Source organism: Sulfitobacter dubius (assembly GCF_900113435.1).
Taxonomy (GTDB): domain Bacteria; phylum Pseudomonadota; class Alphaproteobacteria; order Rhodobacterales; family Rhodobacteraceae; genus Sulfitobacter; species Sulfitobacter dubius.
The window spans coordinates 210,533-226,482 of sequence record NZ_FOPG01000003.1 but is presented as its reverse complement, the minus strand read 5'-3'; the positions used below and the strand labels follow the sequence as shown (position 1 = coordinate 226,482).

Below are 15,950 nucleotides of genomic sequence, written 5' to 3'. Positions count from 1 at the left end.
CATTTTTCGCCCAAGGTATTTTTCCTTGCCAAAACGCCCCCCACCCCGCTAGCCTGACCTCTACCTCGCCCGCGCCCGGTTCTACGCCGCATCGAACCCCGCGCACCGTTATGGGCCACTTTGTACCGCGGCGGATGAGAACCAATGGACATCACTTTTCTTCTCAACGGAGAAGTCGTGTCACTCTCCAACGTGTCCCCGACTACCACCCTGCTTGACTGGCTGCGCGAAGAACGCGGGCTGACCGGGACAAAAGAGGGCTGCAACGAGGGCGACTGCGGAGCCTGTTCGGTAATGATTACCGATGAAAACGGCAGCCGCGCGCTCAATGGCTGTATCCTCTTCCTCCCGCAGGTGAACGGCAAAGCCGTCACCACGGTCGAGGGCATGGCGAGCGCCGATGGCACGCTGCATCCGGTGCAGGAGACCATGGTCGAACACCACGGCAGCCAATGCGGTTTCTGTACGCCGGGTTTCGTCGTCTCGATGGCCACAGCGCATCTTAATGGTGCAACGGACCATGATGTGCAACTGGCAGGCAACCTCTGCCGCTGCACCGGCTACGCGCCCATCATCCGCGCGGCCAAAGCCGCCGAAGGCGCGCCGGCGCCCGCCCATCTGCGCAGCCTCAAGGACAAGTTGGCGCAGGACATCCCAGCCCCCGCCAAAGCCAAAGGCGCGCCGCATGTGCAGCCCGAAAGCAGCGACGAACTCGCCGCTTGGTATCTCGACAATCCGGACGCCACACTGATCGCCGGGGCAACGGACGTGGGTCTTTGGGTCACCAAAGGCTTCCGCGATCTTGGCGCCGTGGCCTTCCTCAACCGCTGCGCCGATCTGCGCGGGATTACCGAGGACGAAACCGGCCTGCGGATCGGTGCGATGACCACGCTGACCGAGGTGGAGGCAAAACTTGCCCCCCTGCACCCCAGCTTGGGCACCATGCTGCGCCGCTATGGCTCGACGCAGGTGCGCAACGCGGCGACCTTGGGCGGCAATATCGCCAATGGTTCGCCCATCGGTGACGGCCCGCCCGCGTTGATTGCGCTTGGGGCGACCCTGCAGCTGCGGCGCGGTGATGCGCGTCGCGAAATAGCGCTTGAGGATTTCTTTCTCGACTACGGCAAACAAGACCGCGCGGCGGGAGAATTTGTTGAAGCCATCCTCATCCCCCGCCAACATGACACCCTGCGCTGCTACAAGCTGTCGAAACGTTTCGATCAGGACATCTCGGCGGTCTGCGGCTGTATTTCGATCACCGGCAATGGCACCGAAGTCCTGACCGCGCGCATCGCCTTCGGCGGCATGGCGGCAACACCGAAACGCGCCGCTGCGGCTGAGGCGGCGCTGGTCGGCCAGCCGTGGAGCGAAGACACCATCCGCAAGGCGATGGAGGCGATGACCGACGATTTCACCCCCCTTTCGGACATGCGCGCCTCTGCCAGCTACCGGATGGAGGCGGCGCAAAACATGCTGCTGCGCTATTTCCATGACGCCAACGGCACCCCCACCAACCTGCTGGAGGTCTCGGCATGAGCGTTGCAAAGCCCCTTCCCCATGATGCGGCGATGCTCCATGTCACCGGCGCCGCACGCTATGTCGACGACATCCCCACGCCGCGCGGCACGCTGCATCTGGCCTTTGGCCTCAGCCCCGTCGCGGCGGGCGAATTGACGGCGCTTGACCTCGACGCCGTGCGGTCTGCGCCCGGCGTGGTCAAAGTGCTGACCGCAGATGATCTATCTCATGACTGCGACACCTCACCGTCGAACCATGACGAGCCGCTTTTGGCGACGGGCGAAATCCATTTCGCGGGCCAACCGCTCTATCTGGTCGTGGCCACCAGCCACCTTGCCGCGCGGCGCGCCGCGCAACTGGGCACGCCACAGATCACCCCGCGTGATCCGATCTTGACCGTCGAGCAGGCGCTCGCCGCCAACAGCCGGTTCGAAGACGGCCCGCGCATTTACCAGAAGGGCGATGCTGAGACAGCGCTTGCCAAGGCCAGCCGCCGCCTCTCGGGCCAGATCGAAATGGGCGGGCAGGAGCATTTCTATCTTGAAGGTCAGGCCGCCATGGCGCTGCCGCAGGACAATGGCGACATGCTGGTGCATTCCTCGACCCAGCACCCAACCGAAATTCAGCATAAAGTAGCCCATGCCATCGGCCGCCCAATGCATGCCGTGCGGGTCGAGACCCGGCGCATGGGCGGCGGTTTCGGCGGCAAGGAAAGTCAGGGCAATGCGCTGGCCGTGGCCTGTGCGGTGACGGCATTGCTGACCGGCAAGCCCTGCAAGATGCGCTATGACCGCGATGACGACATGATCATCACCGGCAAACGGCATGATTTCCGCATCAGCTACGATGTCGGCTTCGACGAGGCGGGCCGGATCACCGCGCTGGACGTCACGCATTACGCCCGCTGCGGCTGGTCGATGGACCTGTCGCTGCCCGTAGCCGACCGCGCCATGCTGCATGCCGACAATGGCTATCACCTGCGCGACATCCGCATCACCTCGCACCGCTTGCGCACCAATACCGCCAGCGCCACGGCGTTTCGCGGTTTCGGCGGCCCGCAGGGGATCGTCGGCATTGAGCGCGTGATGGACCATATCGCCCATGAACTGGGCCTCGACCCGCTCGCCGTGCGCCGGGCGAATTACTACACCGATAACGCCCACCGCCCGACCGAGGTGGAGAACACCGGCACCGCGATCGACAACCGCACCCCGCCGGATGCGGAGGCCGATCTATCGTCACGCGGTGCGCCTCCTGTGCCGACGGGCAAACCCGCAATCCCGGCCACGCCACCCGATGTGCAGACCACGCCATACCAACAGCCGGTGACCGATTGCATTATCAACGCGCTGACCGACCGACTGGTCGAAAGCGCCGACTACGACGCCCGCCGCGCGGCAATCGCCGAGTGGAATGCGCAAAACCCGCTACTCAAGCGCGGCATCGCCATCACCCCAGTGAAATTCGGCATCTCCTTCACGCTTACGCACCTCAACCAAGCGGGCGCGCTGGTACATGTCTATCAGGATGGCTCGATCCACCTGAACCACGGCGGTACCGAGATGGGCCAAGGGCTGTTCCAAAAGGTGGCGCAGGTCGCCGCCTCGCGTTTTGGCGTCTCGCCTGAGGTGGTCAAGATCACCGCCACCGATACCGCCAAAGTGCCAAACACCTCGGCCACGGCGGCGTCTTCCGGGTCTGACCTCAACGGCATGGCCGCGCAAAATGCCTGCGACACGATCCGCGACCGCATGGCGGCGCATCTGGCGGAACGCTACCAGACCACGCCAGATCAAGTGCGCTTTGCCGACGGCATGGTACGGATCGGGGGCGAGGAGATCACCTTCGCCGCCGCTGCCGCTTCGGCTTACGAGAACCGCGTCAGCCTCTCGGCCACCGGATTTTACAAAACGCCCGACATCGAATGGGACCGCATCGCCGGACGCGGGCGGCCGTTTTACTACTTCGCCTATGGCGCGGCCTGTACCGAGGTGGTGATCGACACGCTCACCGGCGAAAACCGCATTCTGCGCGCGGACCTGCTGCATGACGCCGGCGCCTCGCTGAACCCCGCGCTCGACATCGGCCAGATTGAGGGCGGATACGTGCAAGGCGCGGGCTGGCTTACGACCGAGGAACTGGTCTGGGACGAAACCGGCACCCTGCGCACCCACGCGCCATCGACCTACAAGATCCCCGCCTGCTCCGACCGGCCGCCCGTCTTCAACGTGACGCTCTGGGACCAACCCAACCCGGCGCAGACGGTCTACCGCTCCAAGGCCGTGGGCGAGCCGCCCTTCATGCTGGGCATCTCGGCCTTCATGGCGTTGTCGGATGCGGTATCGGCCTGCGGCGACAACTACGGCGATCTGCAAGCGCCCGCCACAGCCGAGGCCGTCCTTGCCGCCGTGGGACGGGCGCGGAAATGACCGCGATTTTCGTCGAGATCACCGCCACGCGCGGATCGGCCCCGCGCGATGCGGGCACGGTGATGAAAGTCACGGCGGACAGTATCGACGGCACCATCGGCGGCGGGGCGCTGGAACATCAGGCGATTGCACATGCCCGCAAAATGCTAGCCAACGGGCGGCTTGAGGACACGCAGACCGTGCCGCTCGGCCCCGGCCTTGGGCAATGTTGTGGCGGCGCGGTGAGCCTACGCTACACAACCACGCCGCGCCCATTGGACGCGGCCACCCCCCTGCCCCTGCCGGATGTGCAGAGCGATGTGCCGCTCTGGCTCTGGGGCGCGGGGCACGTTGGCCGCGCAGTGGTCGCCGCATGCTCGCCGCGTGCCTTTGCCATCACATGGATCGACAGCGCGGCAGACCGTTTCCCCAAAGACGTGCCGCCCCATATCACCGCTACCCCTGCCGCCGACATGCCGCGTCTTGCCGCCCACGCGCCGCAAAACGCGCATCACCTGATCTTCACCTATTCTCATGACATCGACCTCGCCCTCTGCGCCGCCTTGCTTAAACGCGGGGCAGAGAGCGTCGGATTGATCGGCTCTGACACAAAAAAGTCACGGTTTTCCCGCCGCTTGCGCGACATGGGGCTGGATCCCTCTGGCATCATCTGCCCTATTGGCGATAAGTCGCTGGGCAAGCTGCCCGCCCAGATTGCACATGGTGCGTTGATCTCTCTCATCGCCCGGACCCAGACAAAGGTTTCCGCATGACTGACAAACTCCTCGACCTCTCTGGGTTGACCAAGGCCTACCCCGGCGTCGTCGCGAACGATGACGTGTCCCTGCGGATCGCTCCGGGTGAGGTTCACGCCCTGCTGGGCGAGAATGGCGCGGGCAAGTCTACGCTGGTCAAAATGATCTACGGGCTGGTCAAACCTGACGCGGGCCAGATGCAAATGCGGGGCGAGAACTTTGCCCCCACCGATCCCCATGCGGCACGACAGGCGGGCGTCGGCATGGTGTTTCAACACTTCTCGCTTTTCGATGCGCTCAGCGTGGCGGAGAACATCGCCCTCGGCATGGAAAACCCGCCGCGCATGCGTGAACTCAGCCAGCAAATCCGCGATGTGTCGGACACCTACGGCCTGCCGCTTGCGCCGGACCGCATCGTCGGCGATCTATCGGCGGGGGAACGTCAGCGGGTTGAGATCATCCGCTGCCTGCTGCAGGATCCCAAACTGCTGATCATGGACGAGCCGACATCGGTTCTGACCCCGCAAGAGGTTGAAATCCTGTTCAAGACCCTGCGCAAGCTCAGCGCAGAGGGCACCGCGATCCTTTATATCTCGCACAAGCTCGAAGAGATCCGCAGCCTGTGCGACAGCGCGACGATCCTGCGGTTGGGCAAGGTCGTCGGCCATTGCACCCCGCGTGAGACCTCGGCGCGCGACATGGCAGAAATGATGGTCGGTTCAGCACTGAAAACACCCACGCGCGACAGCAAAGAGCCGGGCGAGGTGACGCTGACGCTGAACAAACTCTCGGCGCGATCGGCCCATGCTTTCGGCATGCCGCTGCGCGAGATTTCGGTCGAGGTGCGGCGCGGTGAGGTGCTGGGCATCGGCGGCGTCGCGGGCAATGGGCAGGATGAATTGCTCAACGCGCTCTCGGGCGAAACACTGGTCGGCGCGGGCATGATTGCCTTTGACGGGCGCGACATTGGCCTTCTTGGCCCAACCGCCCGCCGCGCGCTTGGCGTGTTGACCGCCCCCGAAGAACGGCTTGGCCATGCCGCCGTGCCGGATATGTCGCTCACAGAAAACGCCATGCTCACCGGCGCTGCCCGCGAAGGGTTGGAGCGGGGCGGTATGCTCGACTGGGGCAAGGCCCGCAGCTTTGCCGAGAAGATCATCAAGACATTCGACGTGCGCACCCCCGGCCCCGGCAATGCGGCGCGATCGCTGTCGGGTGGGAACTTGCAGAAATTCGTTATCGGACGCGAAGTGCTGCAACGGCCTGAACTTTTGGTGGTGAACCAGCCGACTTGGGGCGTCGATGCCTCTGCCGCCGCCGCGATCCGGCAGGCGCTTTTGGACCTCGCCTCCGGCGGCACCGCCGTGATCGTCATCAGCCAAGACCTAGACGAGTTGATGGAGATTTCCGACAATTTCGCCGCCCTGAACGAAGGTCGCCTGTCGTCAACGCGCCCCGCGCAGGGGCTGACTGTCGAAGAGATTGGCCTGATGATGGGTGGCGCGCATGGCATGGAGGTGGCGCATGTCTAAGCCAAACCTTGCATCTTTCGCTCTGACCATTGGGGGTGATCTGTGATCCGCCTTGAAAAGCGCCCGCAGCCCAGCCGGGCCCTTTCCCTGTCGACGCCGATCATGGCGGTGCTGGCCACTTTCATCTTCGGCGGGCTGTTGTTCGCCGTGCTGGGCAAAGACCCGGTCGAGGCGCTGCAAACGATTTTCTGGCAGCCACTGTTTGGCGAATATGCCTTTTATTACCGCCCGCAACTGCTGATCAAAGGCGCGCCCTTGGTGCTGATCGCCATCGGCCTCAGCCTTGGATTCAAAGCGGGCATCTGGAACATCGGGGCCGAGGGGCAGTACATCATGGGCGCCATCTTTGGCGCGGCTGTAGGGCTGGCGTTCTACCCCGCCGAGGGCTGGTATATCTTCCCGCTGATGGTGCTCGCGGGGGCCTTGGGCGGTTGGGCGTGGGCGATGATCCCGGCCCTTTTGAAGGTGCGCTTTGGCACAAATGAAATCCTCGTCTCACTGATGCTGGTCTATGTGGCGGAACAGTTCCTTGCCTCCATGTCATTGGGTTTGCTTAAAAACCCCGAAGGCTACGGCTTTCCCGGCTCGCGCAACCTGCAACAATACGCTTCTGCCCATAACGCCGAACTCTTTGCCGGTTCTGGTATGCACTGGGGCGTGGTCGCGGCGCTGATCGCGGTGATCTTTGCCTATGTGCTGTTAACCAAACACCGTCTCGGCTTTGCCATTCGCGTCACCGGCGAAGCGCCCCGCGCGGCGCGGTTCTCAGGCGTGAACCCGGCGCGGCTGGTGCTGTTTTGCCTTGGCACCTCGGGTCTGCTCGCTGGGCTTGCGGGCATGTTCGAAGTCTCCGGTCCCTCGGGTCAGATCACCATCGACTTCAACGTAGGTTATGGATTTACCGCGATCATCGTGGCCTTCCTTGGCCGTTTGCATCCCATCGGCATCCTGCTTGCGGGCGGGCTGATGGCACTGACGTATATCGGCGGTGACATCGCGCAGTCGAACCTCGGCCTGCCCGCCGCCGCCATTCAGGTGTTCCAAGGCATGCTCCTGTTCTTCCTGCTCGCGCTGGACGTTTTCACTCATTACCGGCTGCGCTTTGGCGCGGCGGAGGCTGCCTGATGGACCTTTCCGCAATCAACCCGCTTTTGTTCGTCGCAGGTTTCCTCGTTGCCGCGACGCCGCTGATCTTCGCCGCCATCGGCGAATTGGTGGTCGAGAAATCCGGCGTGCTGAACCTCGGCGTCGAGGGGATGATGATCACCGGCGCAATCTGCGGCTTTGCCACGGCGGTCGAGACCGGATCGCCGCTCTTGGGTTTCGCCGCCGCCGCTGTTGGTGGTGCTGTTCTCAGCCTGCTCTTCGCCTTCCTAACGCAGGTGGCGCTCGCCAATCAGGTCGCCTCTGGCCTATCACTCACCCTCTTTGGCCTCGGCCTCTCGGCGTTGATCGGCCAAAGCTACGTAGGGATCAAACCGCCCCGGCTTGGCGATATCGACTTTGGCCCCTTGGCCGACATTCCCGTCATCGGGCCAATCCTCTTTACCCATGACATCATCCTCTACCTCGGCATCGCGCTGGTCGCCGGGGTCTGGGCCGTCCTGAAATTCACCCGCGCCGGGCTGATCCTGCGCGCCGTCGGCGAAAGCCACGACGCGGCCCATGCGCTCGGCTACAAGGTCAAACGCATCCGCACCGCCGCGATTCTCTTTGGCGGTGCCTGCGCAGGCCTCGGCGGGGCCTACATCAGCCTGATCCGCGTGCCGCAATGGACCGAAGGCATGACCGCCGGGATCGGCTGGATCGCCCTTGCCCTCGTCGTCTTTGCCTCATGGAAGCCATGGCGGGCGCTTTTGGGTGCCTATCTTTTCGGCGGCATCACCCAGTTGCAATTGAACTTGCAAGGCGCGGGCGTTGCCATTCCGGTAGAGTATCTGGCAATGTCACCGTATATCATCACCATCATCGTTCTGGTGGTGCTGTCGGCGGACAAAAGCGCCGCGCCGGCCTCACTGGGCCGAACCTTCCACGCCTCGAACTAGGGGCAACATGTCACGCGGCCCTGCGCCGCACATCAAGCCCCGGCAAGGGGCACGTAAACAGGGGAAACCTCATGAAACTATCAACCCTTATGACCAGCGCGGCACTTGCGCTCGGCCTTGCTTCGGGCGCTGTTGCCCAAGACAAGACCAAGGTCGGCTTTGTCTTTGTCGGCCCCGTGGGCGACGGCGGCTGGACCTATGAGCACAACCAAGGCCGCTTGGCCGTCGAAGAAGAGTTCGGCGACAAGGTCGAGACCGTTTTCGTCGAAAGCGTTGCCGAAGGCCCCGATTCCGAGCGTGTGATGACGCAGATGGCGCTCGACGGTGCTGACCTGATCTTCACCACCTCCTTTGGCTACATGGACCCCACCATCAACGTCGCCAAGAAATTCCCCGATGTGAAGTTTGAGCACGCCACCGGCTATAAACGCGCCGACAACGTCTCGACCTATTCCGCGCGTTTCTACGAAGGCCGCGCCATTCAAGGCCACATCGCGGGCTCCATGACCGAGAGCAACATCATCGGCTACATCGGCTCTTTCCCGATCCCGGAAGTGATCCGCGGCATCAACTCCGCCTATATCCACGCCAAGAAAGTAAACCCCGACGTTCAGTTCAAGATCGTCTGGGCCTACACATGGTTTGACCCGGCCAAAGAAGCCGACGCCGCCAAGGTACTGATCGAACAGGGCGCCGACGTGGTCCTGCAACACACCGATTCCACCGCGCCCCAAGCGGCGGCACAGGAAGCGGGCAATGTGATCACCTTCGGTCAAGCCTCCGACATGGCGCAATACGGCCCCAAGCCGCGCGTTTCCTCCATCATCGACGACTGGGCGCCCTACTACATCGACCGCGTCAAAGCGGTCATGGATGGCACATGGGAATCCAAAGACACATGGGACGGTATTGGGCCGGGCATGGTCGGCATCGGCGAGATCTCTGACGCTGTGCCTGCGGACGTGAAAGCCGAAGCGCTGGAACTGAAAGACAAGATCGCGTCTGGCGACTACCACCCCTTCACCGGGCCGATCAACAAGCAGGACGGTTCCGCGTGGCTGGCCGAAGGCGAGACCGCCGATGACGGCACGCTGGCGGGCATGAACTTCTATGTCGAAGGCATCGAAGGCACGATCCCGCAATAAGCCGAACGGGCTGATAGACGACAGGGGCGCACGGGCAACCGCGCGCCCCTTTTTCATTGCGGCCCGTGTCGGTGTTGCTAGGCTCGCCCTTCCCACTTCGCGAAAGGCCCTGCCATGATCACCGTGCACCACCTCAACCGCTCTCGCTCACAGCGCATCCTTTGGCTGCTGGAGGAGTTGGATCAGCCCTATGACATCATCCGTTACCAACGGGATGCCAAGACCAACCTCGCCCCGCCCGAGTTGAAACTGGTGCACCCTCTGGGCAAATCCCCGATGATCGAAATTGACGGCCAGTTGGTTGTCGAAAGCGCCGCCATCGTCGATCTGCTCTGCACCCGCTTCGCCCCCGAAATGATTCCCGAACGCGATACGCCCGCCTTCTTGCGCCATATGGAATTGATGCATTTCGCCGAAGGCTCTGCCATGACGCCGATCCTGCTGAACCTCTATGTCTCGCGCCTTGGCGATGCCGCCGCGCCCTTACATCCACGTATCAGTTCCGAGCTGGACAACCACTACAGCTATATGAACAGCCTCGTGCGCACCTGCGGCCACTTCGTACAAGATACGCTGTCGGCAGCCGACATCATGCTGAGCTTCCCCGCCGAAGTCGCCATGCGCCAAGGCCGCGCTGCGGATTACCCCGCGCTAAAGGGCTTCGTCGAGATGATCCAAAACCGCCCCGCCTACCAACGCGCCCTTGAAAAGGGCGAGCCGCAGGACACCTAGCGCCCCACCGCCTGCCCCGCGCCAAACCCATTGCGCGCGGGCGGCACCCATGCCACCAATCGTGCATGACACAGATGCTCACCAGCCTTGATGGCACCCCCGCCAGCCGCCTCGCCTTCGGCACCATGCAGTTCGGTGGTCGCGCTGATGCGACAGCCTCCCGTGCGATGTTCGACGCCTGTGTCGAGGCGGGGATCACCCATTTTGACACGGCGCATGTCTATACCGATGGGGCCTCTGAAACGCTGCTGGGCCAATTCGTGAAGGAGCGCCGCGACAGCCTGATTGTAGCCACCAAAGCCGCCTTTAACGGCGGCGCGGGCCGGGCAAATATCCTCGCCTCTGCCGAGACATCGCGCCAGCGGTTGCAGCTTGATACGCTCGACGTGCTCTACCTGCACCGTTTCGACCCCGAGACACCGCTGACCGAAAGCTTCGCCGCGCTGGCCGAGTTGAAGGATCTGGGACACATCCGCCAAGTGGGCCTGTCCAACTTCGCTGCATGGCAGGTCGTCAAAGCAGCCCATATCGCCGCCGACTTCGGCCTTGAGATCGCCGTGATCCAACCGATGTACAACCTCGTCAAACGCCAAGCCGAGGTCGAGATTCTGCCCATGGCCCATGACCTAGACATCCTTGTCGCCCCCTACTCCCCTCTGGGCGGCGGCTTGCTGACCGGGAAATACGCCACCGGGGGCACAGGTCGCCTGAGTGAAGATGAACGCTATGCCGCCCGCTACGGTCAAGAAGCAATGCACGGGGCCGCTGCCGGACTAGCCGCTCTCGCCCGCGATCTGGGCACCCATCCTGCAACCCTCGCCGTGGCATGGGCCGCAGCCCACCCCACGCGGCCGACGCCGATCATCTCCGCCCGTTCGCTGGCGCAGCTCGAACCGTCACTGGCCGCGCTGAACTATCAAATGACGCCACAAACCTACGCCGCCATCACCGCCCTCTCGCCAACGCCGCCACCCGCCACCGACCGGCTGGAAGAGCAATCATGAGCCGACTGCCGCCCAATGCCAGCGTCGCCGAGGATGCAGGCGGCGATCGGCTCTTTGCCCCCGCCGCCGCACGCAACCTCGACGCGCTCAGCGATCTGCTGGCGGTTCACGCGCGACCAACAGGCCGCGCGCTAGAGATTGCCAGTGGCACCGGGCAACATGTTGTGGGCTTCGCCAAACGCCTGCCGGGCCTCACATGGCTGCCCAGCGACATCGACACCGCCCGTCGCGCCAGCATCAACGCCTACGCGGCCGAGGCCGCCCTGCCCAATATCGCCCCGGCCCTGCCACTCGACGCGACCCAGCCCGGCTGGGCGGGCGAATATGGCCCCTTCGACCTGATCATGCTGGCCAACCTCCTGCACCTCATCCCAACCTCCGCCACCCAGAGCCTGATCACCGAAGCCGCCACAGCCCTCGCCCCCGGCGGCATACTGATCCTTTACGGCCCCTTCAAACGCGCCGGCCAAACCACCTCTCCCGGCGACACCCGCTTTGACGCAGAACTGCGCGCCGCCGACCCTCTGATCGGCTACAAAGACAACCTCGACATGGCCCGCTGGCTCAGCGATGCTGGCCTCAGCCCCATCGACGAGGTGGCCATGCCCGCCAACAATCTCGCCTTTATCGCAGGAAACCCCAGCCCATGATGCTTCGCCGTGCCTTGATCCTGTCGCTTCTGGCCCTCGCCGCCTGCGGCCGCCCCGGCAGCCCGCCTCCCGCCGATCCCGGCACGCTTTTCCCGGCGCGTTTCAGCGACAGTGACCCGGTGGATTTCAACCGTCGCAATCCGCAATCCTTCCCCGTCCACGGGATCGACGTGGCCCGTTTTCAGAACAACATCGACTGGAACACCGCCCGACTGAACGGTGTGAACTTCGCCTTCATCAAAGCCACCGAGGGCGGCGATCTCAAAGACATCAACTTCGATACCCATTGGCAAGGCGCAGGCCAAGCCGCCGTAAAGCGCGGCGCCTACCACTTCTATTACTTCTGCACCTCACCCGAGGATCAGGCCCGCTGGTTCATCCGCAACGTGCCGCGCACCCCCGGCATGCTGCCCCCGGTGCTCGACATGGAATGGAACCCCTTCTCCCCCACCTGCGCCCACATCCGTCCGCCTGCATCCGAAGTCCGCGACCAAATGCGCCGCTGGCTCGCGGTGGTTGAGCGTCACTACGGCCAGCGCCCGATCATCTATACAACCCCGAAATTCTACCGCGAAAATGGCCTATCTGGCTTTAACGGCTATGACTTCTGGCTGCGCACCACTGCCAACACCCCCGCCGAGGCCTACCCCGGCCAAACTTGGCGCTTCTGGCAATACAGCGCCACTGGCATCGTGCCCGGCATTGGCGGTGACGTAGACCTCAACGCCTTCTCCGGCAGCAGCGCGCAATGGCAAAACTGGGTCGCCACCCGCGCCGCACGCTAAACGCCAAAGGGGGGGGGCGCACCTCCTCCCCCTTTCATCCTTTCTTAAATACCGCTGCGCCTCAGCAGCCCCGCGCGCAACGCCACTGTTGCGCGTCAATCCCGCGCATAATGACGTGCCACGACAAAAAGCCCGCCCACCAGCAAGAGCGGCAACAGGAAAATCCGAAACACATGCACGCCCAACACCGCCAGCAAAGCGCCGATTAACTCATCCGCCCGGCTCCAAAGGTTGCTGGCAAGCTGCCGATACTCGGTCAGACCCGGCTCTTCTTCACCCAAAGCCTCACTGCCTCCGACACGGGCGGTGATCTCCTCAATCACCTCCATATTGCGCAGATAGACCCCTTCGGTAAGCTGCCCCGCCAGCGGCTCGGACACAACCAAGGCCAGCGGCAAGGCAAGCCCCAGAAACCCGCCATACCACGCCAGCCGCCGTGGCAGCCCTGCGTGACCGCGCTTGCTCAGCGCCCAGACTGCCAGCGCTGCCGCCAACAACCCCAGGCCAATCGCACTCACCGGCCCCAAGGCCACCGCGATCACGCCCGTAGCCACCATCACGCCAAAGACCAACCCCGCGATCCGCTCAACCGTGTCGTCAATCGGTTCCAACACCTTCAAAGGTCGCGCCGACCCGGAAGCAATGAAGGACAGCCCAACCTCGATCTCTTGCGCGGTGGACAAAAAGGCATTCAACGTGCGCAGCGTGACATAGGACGCCGCCGCCTTGGTCGCCACATCCGCGGCATAGCCCTGCGCCGCGCTGACAACCGGATTGTCCCGCAACAGCGCCGCCGTCAGCGCCAGCACACAGAAGAAAGCAAGCAGCCCCCGGCGGATCAAATATCCGCCCGGATGCGCTGGTTCTTCGGATCATAGGGACTGTCTTCGACCACCTCGGCCTCCCACAATTGATCAAGCATCTTTACCTTCAGCTTCGTGCCTACCACCGCGTCTTCAACTTGCACATAGCCCATGCCGATGCTCTTGCCGAATGCGACCGAATAGCCACCCGAGGTCAGCCGCCCGGTACGCCGCGCGCCATTGTAAAGCACCTCGCGCCCCCACGGGTCCGCATCCTCTGGCCCATCGATCAAAACCGTCACGCATGTCACGCGAATGCCGTGATCGACCATCGCCTGCTTCCCGTGAAACTCTTTGCTGAGGTCCACGAAACGCGGCAAATCCGCCTCCAACGGCGTCGCATCGCGGCCCAACTCATTGCCAAAAGCACGGTAGCTCTTTTCCTGCCTGAGCCAATTCTGCGCCCGCGCACCGACCAGCTTCATTCCATGCGGCGCGCCCGCCTTTTCCAACTGATCAAACAAATGGTTCTGCATCTCGATCGGATGATGCAACTCCCAGCCCAACTCCCCGGTATAGGCCACCCGGATCGCCCGCACCGGCACCATCCCCAACTCGATGTTGCGCATGGTCAGCCAGGGGAACCGCTTGTTGCTGAGCACCGTCTCCGGCTCCGCATCGCGCACCAAATCCCGCAACACATCACGCGACTTCGGCCCCGCAATCGCAAATACACCCCACTGCGTGGTCACGTCATGACATTCGACATAACCCACCTCGGACATCTTGTAGGCAATCGCCTTGCGCAGATAGTCACTGTCATAAGCCGACCACCCCCCCGCAGAGACCAGATAATATTCATCCTGCGCCAGCCGCACGATGGTATATTCCGTCCGCGTCGTCCCTGCCCCCGTCAGCGCATAGGTCAGGTTAATCCGCCCCACCGACGGCAGCTTGTTGCAGGTGAACCAATCCAAGAAAGCCGTCGCCCCCGGCCCGCGCACCAGATGCTTAGTAAAGGCCGTGGCATCAATCAGCCCCACCCCCTCGCGAATGGCTTTCGCCTCTTCCACCGCATATTGCCACCAGCCCCCGCGTCGGAAGGATCGGCTGTCATGGTCGCTAAACCCCGCAGGCGCAAAATAATTCGGCCGCTCCCAGCCATTCACCTGCCCAAATTGCGCTCCCCGCGCCGCCTGCCGATCATATGCCGGAGAGGTCCGCAGCGGCCGGCAGGCCGGACGCTCCTCATCCGGATGGTGCAGAATATACACGTGATCGTAGGCTTCCTCATTCTTCCGCGCGGCATATTCCGTGGTCATCCAATCGCCGTAGCGTTTCGGATCAAGGCTCGCCATGTCGATCTCGGCCTCGCCCTCAACCATCATCTGCGCGAGGTAATAGCCCGTGCCCCCCGCAGCCGTGATCCCAAAAGAAAACCCTTCCGCCAACCACATGTTGCGCAAGCCCGGCGCGGGGCCGACCAGCGGATTACCATCGGGCGTATAACAAATCGGCCCGTTGAAATCGTCCTTCAACCCGCAATCCTCAGCCGAGGGGATGCGGTGGTTCATCGCCATATATTGATCTTCGATCCGCTCCAGATCGAGCTGGAACAGATCGGCCCGGAAACTGTCCGGCACCCCATATTCAAACCGCGCCGGGGCATTTTTCTCATAGACCCCAAGGATCCAGCCGCCCCGCTCCTCGCGCACATAGCTCTGCGCATCGGCATCGCGGATCACCGGATGTTCGCCATTGCCAGCCGCCCGATAATCAACCAGCGCCGGATCGCGGTCCATGACAATGAACTGATGTTCCACGGGAATCGCAGGCATCTTGATCCCCAGCATCCGCGCCGTGCGCTGCGCATGGTTGCCGCTCGCGGTCACCACATGTTCAGCAGTAATGACGATCTGCTCATCACTGGCGACAAGGTTGCCGCCCTTCTCCACCATCTTGGTGCAGGTCACATCCCAGTGGGTGCCATTCCACTCAAACGCATCCGCCTGCCACTTGCGCTCAATCGAAACCCCACGCTGCCGCGCGCCTTTGGCCATCGCCATCGTCACATCGGCGGGGTTAATATATCCGTCGGTCTGGTGATAAAGCGCCCCCTTCAAATCCGATGTCTCAATCAACGGCCACTTCGTCTTGATCTCATCCGGGGTCAGGAACTCATACGGCACACCGCAGGTCTCCGCGGTCGAGGCATAGAGCATATACTCATCCATGCGCGCATCGGTCTGGGCCATCCGCAAATTGCCCACCACGGCAAAACCCGCGTTCAACCCCGTCTCAGCCTCCAAGGTCTTATAAAACTCGACCGAATACTGATGAATATGCGTCGTCGCAAAAGACATGTTGAACAACGGCAGCAACCCCGCCGCATGCCAAGTCGAACCCGAGGTCAACTCGTCCCGCTCCAAGAGCATCACATCATCCCAGCCCGCCTTCGCCAGATGATAGGCAATCGACGTGCCAACCGCGCCGCCCCCGACAACCAATGCTTTGACTTGCGTTTTCATCTGCCAATCCCTCTGCGCTAGGCTCCTCCCCGTTGTACGCAGCAA

The 15,950-nt window shown here is 63.0% G+C and carries 13 protein-coding genes; 11 read left to right on the top strand and 2 right to left on the bottom strand.

Annotation, left to right across the window (positions count from 1 at the left end):
* Positions 1-144: 144 nt before the first annotated feature.
* From xdhA to BM229_RS13460, 11 genes are all read left to right on the top strand, one after another.
* The gene (gene xdhA, locus BM229_RS13510; RefSeq protein WP_093928173.1) at positions 145-1,536 is read left to right on the top strand and encodes a xanthine dehydrogenase small subunit; all 1,392 of its coding nucleotides are present in this window, start codon (positions 145-147) and stop codon (positions 1,534-1,536) included.
* On the top strand, positions 1,533-3,947 hold the full coding sequence (xdhB, locus tag BM229_RS13505) for a xanthine dehydrogenase molybdopterin binding subunit (protein WP_093928172.1): 2,415 nt from the start codon (positions 1,533-1,535) through the stop codon (positions 3,945-3,947). Before xdhA ends, xdhB begins: the two co-directional genes overlap by 4 nt.
* Positions 3,944-4,699: a xanthine dehydrogenase accessory protein XdhC gene (xdhC, locus tag BM229_RS13500; protein WP_093928171.1), complete on the top strand. Its 756-nt coding sequence runs from the start codon at positions 3,944-3,946 to the stop codon at positions 4,697-4,699. Before xdhB ends, xdhC begins: the two co-directional genes overlap by 4 nt.
* Positions 4,696-6,213 (top strand): ABC transporter ATP-binding protein, encoded by a 1,518-nt coding sequence (locus BM229_RS13495; RefSeq protein ID WP_093928170.1) that lies wholly within the window; start codon positions 4,696-4,698, stop codon positions 6,211-6,213. The genes xdhC and BM229_RS13495 overlap by 4 nt, the downstream gene beginning before the upstream one ends.
* 42 nt (positions 6,214-6,255) lie before the next feature.
* Complete coding sequence (locus BM229_RS13490) at positions 6,256-7,338, top strand: ABC transporter permease (RefSeq protein ID WP_093928169.1); 1,083 nt, start codon at positions 6,256-6,258, stop codon at positions 7,336-7,338.
* Positions 7,338-8,258 (top strand): ABC transporter permease, encoded by a 921-nt coding sequence (locus BM229_RS13485; protein ID WP_067263609.1) that lies wholly within the window; start codon positions 7,338-7,340, stop codon positions 8,256-8,258. The genes BM229_RS13490 and BM229_RS13485 overlap by 1 nt, the downstream gene beginning before the upstream one ends.
* 71 nt (positions 8,259-8,329) lie before the next feature.
* The gene (locus tag BM229_RS13480; RefSeq protein WP_093928168.1) at positions 8,330-9,403 is read left to right on the top strand and encodes a BMP family ABC transporter substrate-binding protein; all 1,074 of its coding nucleotides are present in this window, start codon (positions 8,330-8,332) and stop codon (positions 9,401-9,403) included.
* A 114-nt stretch (positions 9,404-9,517) separates the two neighbouring features.
* Positions 9,518-10,135 carry a glutathione S-transferase family protein gene (locus BM229_RS13475; protein WP_093928167.1) on the top strand — a complete coding sequence of 206 codons (618 nt, stop codon included), beginning with the start codon at positions 9,518-9,520 and terminating at the stop codon, positions 10,133-10,135.
* 65 nt (positions 10,136-10,200) lie between these two features.
* A complete protein-coding gene (locus BM229_RS13470; RefSeq protein WP_093928166.1) occupies positions 10,201-11,139 on the top strand; it encodes an aldo/keto reductase in 939 nt (312 codons plus the stop codon).
* Entirely contained in the window at positions 11,136-11,789 is a 654-nt protein-coding gene (locus tag BM229_RS13465) for a DUF938 domain-containing protein (protein ID WP_208604084.1), read from the top strand. The genes BM229_RS13470 and BM229_RS13465 overlap by 4 nt, the downstream gene beginning before the upstream one ends.
* The gene (locus BM229_RS13460) at positions 11,786-12,574 is read left to right on the top strand and encodes a glycoside hydrolase family 25 protein (protein WP_093928165.1); all 789 of its coding nucleotides are present in this window, start codon (positions 11,786-11,788) and stop codon (positions 12,572-12,574) included. Before BM229_RS13465 ends, BM229_RS13460 begins: the two co-directional genes overlap by 4 nt.
* 95 nt (positions 12,575-12,669) lie before the next feature.
* Here BM229_RS13460 and BM229_RS13455 read toward each other — a convergent pair whose 3' ends face one another.
* Both BM229_RS13455 and BM229_RS13450 read right to left on the bottom strand, forming a co-directional pair.
* Entirely contained in the window at positions 12,670-13,416 is a 747-nt protein-coding gene (locus BM229_RS13455) for a hypothetical protein (protein WP_093928164.1), read from the bottom strand.
* Positions 13,413-15,905, bottom strand: a complete 2,493-nt coding sequence (locus BM229_RS13450) for a GcvT family protein (protein WP_093928163.1) — start codon at positions 15,903-15,905, stop codon at positions 13,413-13,415. Before BM229_RS13450 ends, BM229_RS13455 begins: the two co-directional genes overlap by 4 nt.
* Between the last annotated feature and the right edge of the window lie 45 nt (positions 15,906-15,950).